Origin of the sequence: Leisingera sp. ANG-M7 (assembly GCF_000813965.1) — a bacterium.
Lineage (GTDB): Bacteria > Pseudomonadota > Alphaproteobacteria > Rhodobacterales > Rhodobacteraceae > Leisingera.
Genome location: NZ_JWLI01000013.1, coordinates 98053 through 108026 on the forward strand (window position 1 = coordinate 98053; position 9974 = coordinate 108026).

The following is a 9974-nucleotide window of genomic DNA, read 5'->3' on the forward strand; positions in this document are numbered from 1 at the left end:
TAGTTTCGGGGCTGCGAAGAAGGTTGCGCAGCGGCAAAAGACCGGCCCCTTTAAACTGCTTGGGCCTGGTCCGCAAGGTTTCCGCTTGCAGGAAAAGGGGAACCTCCCGCCCGCGTCGGGTGCCTTCTGCGAAGACCCCCTTGCGGTTGGGCCAGGCGCCGCTGGCGCGGCGCAGGGGCTGTTTCAGCGCGGCAGGGCGTATTCCACCAGCTCGGTGCGCTGCACCGGCAGAAAATTGTCGTCGGATACCATTGTGGCGAACATCCTGCCGGCCGCGTCGGCCCAGACCGAAAGGCCTTCGAGATTGTCATGGGTGCCGGGGCCGGTCTGCAGCAGCATGGTTTCATTCTCCGGGCCGGCGGCGGTGATATCCCAGCGCCGCAACCGGCTGCGGAAGCCAAGCAGGGTCAGGTCGCGCTCCAGCAGGTAGAACCGCCCGTCAGGTCCGAAATCCGCATCCACGGGCAGGAAGCCGCCGCGCGGCGGCAGGCTGAAGGGCCGGCTCCAGCGGCTGCTGTTCCAGCGCCAGACCGGGATCTGGCCGTGTTTGTCAAAGGCGCGCTCCGGCAGGGTATAAAGGTGGCCGCGGGCATTGATCGCCAGCGTCTCCAGCGACTTGTTAAGCGGCAGTTTGCGGAACGCCTTGGGCCGCGGCAGCACCTTGGCCCGACCGTCAGGGCGGCGGTAGCGGGCGACCCGCGCGGCCCCCTCAAAGGAGATGTAGCGGCTGCCGTCCGGCGCGATGGCAAGGCCTTCGCTGTCGCCGGCAAAGCCAGTCAGCATCTTGCCGGTTGAAGCGCGCAGCCCGTGTGCCGAATGCGCCGTCACGCCGGAAATCAGCCCGTCCTTGCGCTGAAGAGAGGTGGTCACCAAGGTGGCCCGGTCGCTGAGCACCGTCATTTCCCGTCCGCCGGCGCTGATCTTCAGCGCCGAGAAGCCGCCAAACCAGGGTTGTTTCAGCTTCCATGTATAGCTGCCCAAAAACTGCGCCTTGCTGATTGCCGGCGCTGGACGGCTGGCAGCAAAAGCCGCCGCCGCCAGGCCGGCTGCAGCGGCAAAGGCCAGGGTCAGTTTGATTGCAGAACGGCGGCGCATTGCTGGGGCAGGTCCGAAAGGGTGTAATCCCGTCTCGGTTTAGGCTTTGGCGCGTTCGGGTCAACCGGTTTCGGCGGCGGCGGGTTCAGAATGTCATTGACCCAGCGCTGTGCATCGGCGCAGCCGTCGCCCTTGGGTGGGGCCGCCTGGTCGACACAGCCGCGGGCGCCGCGCGGGCAATTCAGCCGCACATGGAAGTGGTAGTGATGCCCCCACCAGGGCCGGATCTTGCGCAGCCAGCGGCGGTCGCCCTTCTCGTCGTTGCACATCTGCACCTTGGCGCCGGGAAAGACAAAGATCCGCGCCACCCGCCTGTCCTGGGCAGCGGCCTTCAGGATCTCGTGATGCGCCCGCGTCCAGCTGGCGTTCACATAGGCGCCCTTGGCCCGGCGCATGGAGATCGAGGAGATGTTTTCCCGCGCGCTGCGGCTGAGGTTCAGCCTGTCCGGCGGCCGCATCCAGATGTCGATGTCCAGCCCGATCTGATGGCTGCGGTGGCCCGACAGCATCGGCCCGCCGCGCGGCTGGCTGATGTCACCGATGTAAAGCCCCTTCCAGCCGCGCTGTTTCGCGGCCACTCGGCTCAGGTCCTTGACGAAGTCGATCGCTGCGGGGTGGCCCCAGTTGCGGTTGCGGCTCAGCCGCATCGCCTGCCAGGTGGGGCCGGTCTCGGGCAGCTGCTCAGCACCGGCGACGCAGCCCTTGGCGTAGGAGCCGAACGGCGCGGGTTTTTGCTGCGAGGCGCTCGGCTTGGCCCCAAACAGCGCCTTGGCGGGAGTCTGCGCGCTGGCTGGAACAGACAGCCCCGCCACTGCCAGGCAAATGGCTAGTAACAGTCTCAATTCTGATCTCCTTCTCCTTGAACCCAAAGTAACAGTACCAATCCGATCAGAAACAGGCCGATGACTGGGGTGATCCCCAGCCGGGCACTGCCGGTGACAGTTGTTGCAACGCCGATCATCATCGGCGCCAGAAAGGCGGTGGCGCGCCCCGACAGGCCATAAAGGCCAAAGCTCTCAGTCGCCTTGGCCGGGTCGGTGTGGCGCACCATCAGGCTGCGGCTGGCGGATTGCAGGATGCCGCCAAAGCCGCCGATCAGCACGCCGCAGCCAAAGAACACGGCGTCCGGCAGTTTCGACCCTTCAGGAAGAGAAATGCCGAAAATCTGGTCGCGCGACATGCTCACAATGGTCAGGCAGACTAGGCTCAGCACCAGAATAGAGAGGATGATCACCGGCTTTGGCCCGAATTTCCGGTCTGCCTTGCCGCCGATCCAGCAGAATAGGGTGGCTGCCAGCGCCGCCACGATGCCAAAGACGCCAATGAGAGTGATCTGCCAGCCCAGCACCAGCTTGGCGTAGACCCCGCCAAAGCCATAGAGCCCGTTGAGCGCATCGCGGTATAGCATCGAGGAGCCAAGATAGCTGGCGAGGCTGACCCGGTTGCGCAGGTTCTTCACTGATTGCACCACCAGCGCCACCGCCTGTCCCACCGTGCCGCGCTGGCCGGTGGCGCGGCCTTCGCGCACCCACAGGAAATAGGGGATCATGAAAACGGCGAACCACAGTGCGGTGAAGGGCCCGACAGCGCGGGTGCCCTCGCGCGCTTCGGCGTCCAGGCCGAACAGGGGGCTGAGGCCGATCAGGGTCCTGCCGCTGGCCTGCTCGACAAACAGCAGGAGCATGATGAACAGCGAAATCACCCCGCCGAGGTAGCCAAAAGCAAAGCCGGAGCCGGAGACGTTGCCCACATCCTCCTTGCCGGCCAGCGAGGGCAGCTGCGCATTGACAAAGATCAGCGCAAACTCCGCCCCGATAAAGCCGAAACCGAAACTGACCAGCATCCACCACAGGTTGCTGCCCGCCGGGTCCATGAACCACAACCCGCCGGCGCCCAGAATATACATCAGCGAAAACATCATGATCCAGGGCCGCCGCCGCCCGGAGATATCGGCCAGCGCTCCCATGAACGGCGCGCCGAAGCCGATGATCAGGCCGGTCACGGTCAGGCATAGCGACCAGATAGTCTGCGCCTGCGCCTTGGCGGCCTCATCGTCCAGGCCCTGGCCCATGAAATACTCCGCCGCGACAGCGGCAAAAAACGGGCTAAAAACAAAGGTGACCAGCAGGGTGTGATAGGGCTGGCTGGCCCAGTCAAAGAACCACCACCCCCAGATGCGCTTGCGCATGGATACCTGCTGCATGCCCGCCCTCTTGTTATCCGGGCGCAGGAATTACGGGTCTGCACCCTCTTGCCTTCAGGTATGGCAGGCGGGCAGGGGCCTAGGCAAGCCCGTCCTGCATCGGCGGCCAGGGCCGGCCGCCATCCGCCGCGCACCAGTCCTTGATCCAGCCGGGCAGTTCCGGCGAGGCTTCTGCGTCCTGCCCCAGCGCTGCCAGCACTTTTTCAGGCGGCACGATGCCGTTGCGGTCCGTCACTGCGGTGCGCAGCATCACATGGCTGGCGCAATCGCCGTTCTTCTTCCACATCGACTGCTCGACGTAGATGAACTTGCCGTCCCAGCCCGCGGTGCGGCTGCGCATCTCGAACTTTTCAAATCCCCGGATGCGGCGGCGGTAGCGCACGGACGAGCCCGCCACCGTCAGCCCCCAGCGCTGCTGGCGCAGCGCCTTGATCAGCCCCACCCGCTGCGCCAGCATGGTGCGCCCCAGATCATACAGCGTCATGGTGCGGCCGTTGTTCAGCTCCATCCACATGTCCAGGTCCCAGGGCCAGCAAATATGGCTGGAGACATGCATGCCGGTGATCGGCAGCGGCTCCATCCGGCTGGCCAGAACGGTATCCTTGATCAGGCGGAATATCGGGTACATCGGCGCACGCTCCTTGATGGCATGTGCCCGTGATGCCACCCGTTTACAGCACGTCAACCGCAACCTCGCGGAAGCCTTGCGCATTTCGCCGCGTCTGCTTACCTGTGAGGCTGTTCGAAAGAGGGAAATACCGATGGTCTCGCTGTTCCAAATCCTGATGCTGATCCTGGACGTGGTCTGGTTCTTCATCATTGCCCATGTGATCATGAGCTGGCTGATCAACTTCCAGGTCCTGAACCTGCACCAGCAGCTGGTGGGGCAGATCTGGTACGGCCTGAACCGGATACTGGAGCCGCTCTATGCGCCGGTGCGCCGCATCCTGCCCAACATGGGCGGCATTGATCTGGCGCCGCTGGCGGTGCTGATCGGCGTCTATGCGCTGCGCATCATCCTGGTGAACAACGTCTCGGCGTTCTACTGATCTGAAAATCTCCGGCCCGGTATTTCCTGCCGGGCTTTTAACCTGCGGGCCTTGCCGCCCCATGCCTCCTGTGGGATTGTGCCTGCCAAAGAAGAGCAGCACTGACCACGAGGCCCTCCGCCCCCATGACGGATATGACCGCCCTCAGCGGCGCGACTCTCATTCTGCGCGAGATTTTCGGCTTTGACGCTTTCCGCCCGGGGCAGGAGGAGATCGTCGACGCCGTGACTGCCGGGGAAAACGTGCTGGCGATCATGCCCACCGGCGGCGGCAAGTCGCTGTGCTATCAGCTTCCCGCACTGCTGCGCGACGGCATCACCGTGGTGATCTCCCCCCTCATTGCGCTGATGCGCGATCAGGTCCGCGCGTTGCAGGAGGCGGGCGTCACCGCAGGAGCGCTGACCTCCGGCAACACCGAGGAAGAGACCGAACAGGTCTGGGAGGCAATCGAGGCCGGGCGGCTCAAGCTCCTTTACATGGCGCCCGAGCGTCTCGCCTCCGGTGCCGCCATGGGCATGCTGCGCCGGATCGGTGTCAGCCTGATCGCGGTCGATGAGGCGCACTGTGTCAGCCAATGGGGCCATGACTTCCGCCCCGACTACCTGCGCATTGGCGAGCTGCGCCGCGCCCTGGGCGTGCCGCTGGCCGCCTTCACCGCCACTGCGGACCAGGAAACCCAGGAAGAGATCGTCCAGAAGCTGTTCGACGGAGAGGCCCCCCGCAGCTTCCTGCGCGGTTTTGACCGACCCAACATCCATCTGGCCTTCGGCGCCAAGGACAGCCCCCGCCGCCAGATCCTGGAGTTTGCCGCCGCCCGAAAGGGCCAGTCCGGCATCGTCTACTGCGGCACCCGCGCTAAGACCGAGGCGCTGTCAGCCGCTCTGCGCGAAGCTGGCCATTCCGCCTGCTTCTACCACGGCGGCATGGAGGCCGAGGACCGCCGCATCGTCGAAACCCGTTTCGCGCGCGAAGACGGGCTGATCGTGGTCGCCACCGTCGCCTTTGGCATGGGCATCGACAAGCCCGACATCCGCTGGGTCGCCCATGCCGACCTGCCGAAATCCATCGAGGCCTACTACCAGGAAATCGGCCGTGCGGGCCGCGACGGCGCGCCAGCGGAGACGCTGACCCTGTTCGGTCCCGACGATATCCGCCTGCGCCGCTCGCAGATCGACGAGGGCCTCGCTCCGCCCGAACGCCGCGCCGCCGATCACGCCCGCCTGAACGCGCTCTTGGGCCTTGCCGAGGCGCTGCACTGCCGCCGCCAGAAACTGCTGGGGTATTTCGGCGAAGAGGCACAGCCTTGCGGCAATTGCGATCTTTGCGACACACCCGCCGATGTGTTTGACGGCACCACAGTGGTTCGAAAGGCGCTGTCGGCAGTTCTGCGGACAGAGGAATGGTTCGGTTCCGGCCATCTGATCGACATCCTGCTGGGTGCCGACAACGAGCGGATCCGCGCCAAGCGCCATGACGAACTGTCGGTCTACGGCTGCGGCAAGGAATTCGGCAAGCGCCAGTGGCAGGCGGTGTTTAGGCAGATGATGGGCCATGACCTGCTGCGCCCCGACCCGGAACGCCACGGAGCCCTGCGGTTTACCGAGGCAGCGCTGCCGATTCTGCGCGGTGAGCAGTCCATTGAGCTGCGCCGCGACACCATCAAATCCGCCGACCGCCGCCCGGCGGTCAAGGCGCTGGTCTCCGAGGAGGACGCGCCTCTGCTGTCCGCGCTCAAGGCCAAGCGCCGGGCGCTGGCCGAGGCGCAGAAGGTGCCAGCCTATGTGATCTTCCCAGACCGCACTCTGATCGAGATGGCAGAGGCACGCCCGGAAACGCTGGACCAGATGGCGCGCATCAATGGCGTCGGCGCCAAGAAGCTGGAACGCTACGGCGATGATTTTCTGAGCGTGATCACCGGCGCGGCAGAACAAGTGCACCCGGCACGCCGTAAACTTGCCGGCCGGGAATCCGGCTCTGTCTATGACGGGCTCTTGGAAGTGCAGGCTCAGCTGGCGCGCGGCGAATGCGGCACCCTGAAGCCGCTCAGCTGCTCGGCGTCCCTGCTGGCGAAAGTCGCCCAGATGCGCAGCGATGACGAGGCCGGCATCACAAGGCTGTTAGGGGAGCGCCGCGCCGAACGTTTCGCGGCGGCCTTTCTGGACGTCCTGCGCGGCGCGGGCTAGGGTCGCGCCAAGAGCAGAAGGGGGCAGATATGCTGGTAGTAACCTCTCCGGCCAAAAAGCTGGACTGGGCGGAACGGGATCAGGAAATGACCTGGCCCGCGCTGCATGATGACGCGGTGGCATTGGCAGAGGTGGCCCGCGGACAATCCGTGGCCGATCTGATGAAGCTGATGCACATCAGCGAAGATCTCGCCAAACTGAACCATGCCCGGTTTCAGGATTTCGCCGCCGACCCCAAGACAGACGCCACCCGCCCGGCGGCACTTGCCTTTGCCGGCGACACCTACCAGGGGTTGGAAGCCGCCTCGCTGGACGGTGATGAAATGGCCTGGGCGCAGGAGCACTTCCGCATCCTTTCAGGGCTTTACGGTGTGCTGCGCCCCTTGGATGCGATGCAGCCCTACCGGCTGGAAATGGGTTCGCGCCTGAAGAATCCGCGCGGCAAGAACCTGTATGAGTTCTGGGGCAGCCGGATTTCCGAGGCCCTGAATGCGCAAGCAGAGACCGTCCGCGCAGAGGTGCTGGTGAACTGTGCCAGCCAGGAATATTTCGGCGCGGTCGATCTGGCGGCGCTGAAGCCGCGGGTGGTCACGCCGGTGTTCATGGAAGACAAGAACGGCACCCCCAAGGTGGTGAGCTTCTATGCCAAACGCGCCCGCGGCGCGATGGCGCGCTACATCATCCAAGGCCGGCTGAGCGATGCGGAGAGCCTCAAGGACTTCGATGCCGGCGGCTATGCCTACCAGCCGCAGATGTCGGAGCCGGACAAACCGGTTTTCCTGCGCAAGGCCTGATCCGCGGCAAAGGGGCAGCTCCCGCCCGTTCCGGCATATTCAAGGAATGCACAGTCCCGGTTGGGCGCGGCCGCTGCGCCCTCGGGCGCAGGAGAACCTTGGGAGGTTTTGCCGGGTCTGGCGGTGGTCTGAGAGCAATGGCTGCCGCGGCGTTTATCCCGCGCTGGGCCCTGATCTTTTTCCCGCCGGGGCGGCCGAGACAGGAATGCTCCATCACTGGAGGCAGGCTTGTGCCTGCTTAGGGCGCGTTGCCCGCCGCGGATTGGGCGGGAGCACTCTCTACCTCAACAGGCTGGATACCCGCAGGCGCGTGGCTTCGGATCTGGTCATGGATCAGCGCCTTGCGCAGCGGTTTGGTCAGGTAGTGGTCCAGCCCGGCGGCCAGTATACCCTCGGAATCGCCTGCCATCGCATGCGCAGTCAGCGCCACAACAGGCACACGGCTGCCGGTCCCTGCCTCCAGCCTGCGGATTTCCATCGTGGCTTCCTTGCCGTCCATCATCGGCATCGAGATGTCCATGAAAATCAGATCGGGGCGGTAGGTCTTGAAGGCCTCGACCGCCTCCAGTCCGTTGTTGGCAAATTGCAGCTCAATGTTCAGCTCCTTCACGATTTTGCTGAACACCAGCTGGTTGGTCTTGTTGTCCTCCGCTGCCAGCACGCGCAATTTGCGGATCGCCGGGGCCGCGGGCGCGGCAGGAGCTGCCGGTGCCGCGGCCACTGGCGCGGGAGGGGGGGGCGTCTGGGGCGGCACGGGCGCTGCTGCTGCTGCGGAAGCGGCTGCCGCGGGGCGTATATCCGGACCTGTGGTTTCGCCGCTCAGCCGGGCCAGCTGGCTGAACAGGTCATCGCGCGGGGCCGGGCTTTGCAGCACACCGCTGACCAGCTGCCGCAGATCGGACCCGATGGCGGCATGCGGGCTGGAATTCAGCAGCAGGACCGGCACCCCGGTCCAGCCGTAGGACTTGAGGTCGCGGGCCAGCTGCAAGCCGTCCAGCCCCGGCAGGTTGTGGCCGCTCAGCACCAGGCTGATACCGCCCTGCATCGCTGCCAGTGCCTCCGCCGCGGTGCCAGCTGTGGTCACCTTGAGGCCCAGCATCTGCAAATGCTTCTGCAGGATCTCGCAGTTCAGCGGCACATCGTCCACCAGCAGCACATGGCGCAGGCTTCCGGGCAGTTTCGGCAGTGTCTGTTCTGCTGCGCCACCAACCACAGGCAGTGGCAGCCGGAAGCCGAAACAGGACCCCTTACCCTCTTCGCTGTCCACCCAGATTTCGCCGCCCATCATCTCGATCAGCCGCTTGGAGATCGCCAGCCCCAGCCCGGTGCCTTCGAACTTGCGGTTGCGCTCATCCTCAACCTGATTGAATTCGCCGAACACGTGTTCCAGCTTCTCTGCTGGAATGCCGATCCCGGTGTCCTCAATTGTGACATGCACCGCGCATTGCCCGTCTTCGGGCGAGGTGATGCCGGTCACCCGCAGGGTCACATGGCCCTCCTTGGTGAATTTCACCGCATTGCCGGCCAGGTTCGTCAGCACCTGCCGGATCCGGCCCGGGTCGCCTACGAACCGCGTCGGCAGGAACAGGTCGTAATCCACCAGCAGCGCCAGACCCTTGTCGCGGGCGGTTGGCTGCAGCAGCATCACCACCTCATGCAGGCTGCGCTCCAGATCAAACTCCTGCGGATGCAGCTCAAGCTTGTCGGCCTCGATCTTGGAGTAGTCCAGCACGTCGTTGATGATGACCAGCAGCGCCTCGCCCGAGTTCTTGATGGTTTTGGCGTAGAGCTGCTGCTCCTCGTTCAGCTCTGTATCGTTCAATAGTTCGGCCATGCCGACGACCCCGTTCATCGGGGTGCGGATCTCGTGGCTCATGTTGGCGAGGAAGGCGGATTTGGCGCGGTTTGCCGCTTCGGCCCGAGCGCGCGCATCCTGCAGTTCCTGCTCATAGCGCACTGTCGAGGTGATATCGAGCGCCAGTGTGACCACATCGCCGCCGTGACCGCGCTGATCGATCAGCCGCAGGTACCGCTCATCCCAAAGCTGGACCACCACCGGTTCCGGGGAATCGCAATGCCAGCGCTCTGACATCATCGCATGCCAGTCCCGGGCCTTCATGCTGCCGGTGCTGATCAGCCCCTCTTCAATCAGCAGCTCCAGGATCCGCTCATAGGTGATTCCCGGCGTGACCTCTTCCAGCCCGTCAAAGATGTTGAGGTAGGCGGCATTGGCACCGATCAGGTGCCCCGCTGCGTCAAAGAAGGCAAAGCCGTCCTGAAACGCCTGGATCGAATGCCACAGCCGCCGTTCGGCGGTTTCGATCTTCTCGTTGGCGGTGTGCAGGTCGGATTTCACCTTGGCGTTTTCGTCGCGCACGGTGGCGACCTCGGCCTGAGTCTGGCCGATTTGCTTGGTCAGCGCCAGCGCGTGGCGGCCCAGCTTGCGGTTGGCAGCGGACAGCTCAGCCTGCTTCAGCTCAAGCAGCCGTTCAGCGGCGAGCCGTGCCCGCCGTTCTTCCGCAAGTTTGTCAGCAAGGCTCATCCCTGCGAACTCCGCAATCCATCACCGCAAAAAGGCGCGCAGCAATTTCTGCGCGCAGGGCAGCCGCGCTGCTCTCTCTTTTTGTTACGCTGAGGAATCTTGCTATGA

8 protein-coding genes are annotated in these 9974 nt (G+C 64.7%); 3 read left to right on the forward strand and 5 right to left on the reverse strand.

Annotated elements, in window-relative coordinates; genetic code table 11:
- Positions 1-183: 183 nt before the first annotated feature.
- The 4 genes from RA26_RS16000 to RA26_RS16015 form a co-directional block, all read right to left on the reverse strand.
- A complete protein-coding gene (locus tag RA26_RS16000) occupies positions 184-1095 on the reverse strand; it encodes an esterase-like activity of phytase family protein (protein WP_039185254.1) in 912 nt (303 codons plus the stop codon).
- Positions 1068-1937 carry a penicillin-insensitive murein endopeptidase gene (gene mepA / locus RA26_RS16005; protein WP_039185256.1) on the reverse strand — a complete coding sequence of 290 codons (870 nt, stop codon included), beginning with the start codon at positions 1935-1937 and terminating at the stop codon, positions 1068-1070. Before mepA ends, RA26_RS16000 begins: the two co-directional genes overlap by 28 nt.
- Entirely contained in the window at positions 1934-3298 is a 1365-nt protein-coding gene (locus RA26_RS16010; RefSeq protein WP_039185257.1) for an MFS transporter, read from the reverse strand. The genes mepA and RA26_RS16010 overlap by 4 nt, the downstream gene beginning before the upstream one ends.
- Before the next feature lie 79 nt (positions 3299-3377).
- A complete protein-coding gene (locus tag RA26_RS16015; RefSeq protein ID WP_039185258.1) occupies positions 3378-3926 on the reverse strand; it encodes an acyl-CoA thioesterase in 549 nt (182 codons plus the stop codon).
- 133 nt (positions 3927-4059) lie between these two features.
- On the opposite strand from RA26_RS16015, the gene RA26_RS16020 reads away from it, so the two are divergent.
- The 3 genes from RA26_RS16020 to yaaA all read left to right on the forward strand — a co-directional run bounded on the left by RA26_RS16020 (position 4060) and on the right by yaaA (position 7324).
- Positions 4060-4347: a YggT family protein gene (locus RA26_RS16020; protein WP_019295027.1), complete on the forward strand. Its 288-nt coding sequence runs from the start codon at positions 4060-4062 to the stop codon at positions 4345-4347.
- Between the two features lie 125 nt (positions 4348-4472).
- Positions 4473-6530, forward strand: a complete 2058-nt coding sequence (gene recQ, locus RA26_RS16025) for a DNA helicase RecQ (RefSeq protein ID WP_052272452.1) — start codon at positions 4473-4475, stop codon at positions 6528-6530.
- A gap of 29 nt (positions 6531-6559) precedes the next feature.
- The gene (yaaA, locus tag RA26_RS16030) at positions 6560-7324 is read left to right on the forward strand and encodes a peroxide stress protein YaaA (protein ID WP_039185260.1); all 765 of its coding nucleotides are present in this window, start codon (positions 6560-6562) and stop codon (positions 7322-7324) included.
- A gap of 238 nt (positions 7325-7562) precedes the next feature.
- Here yaaA and RA26_RS16035 read toward each other — a convergent pair whose 3' ends face one another.
- Positions 7563-9866 carry a response regulator gene (locus RA26_RS16035; RefSeq protein WP_039185262.1) on the reverse strand — a complete coding sequence of 768 codons (2304 nt, stop codon included), beginning with the start codon at positions 9864-9866 and terminating at the stop codon, positions 7563-7565.
- Positions 9867-9974: the final 108 nt, after the last annotated feature.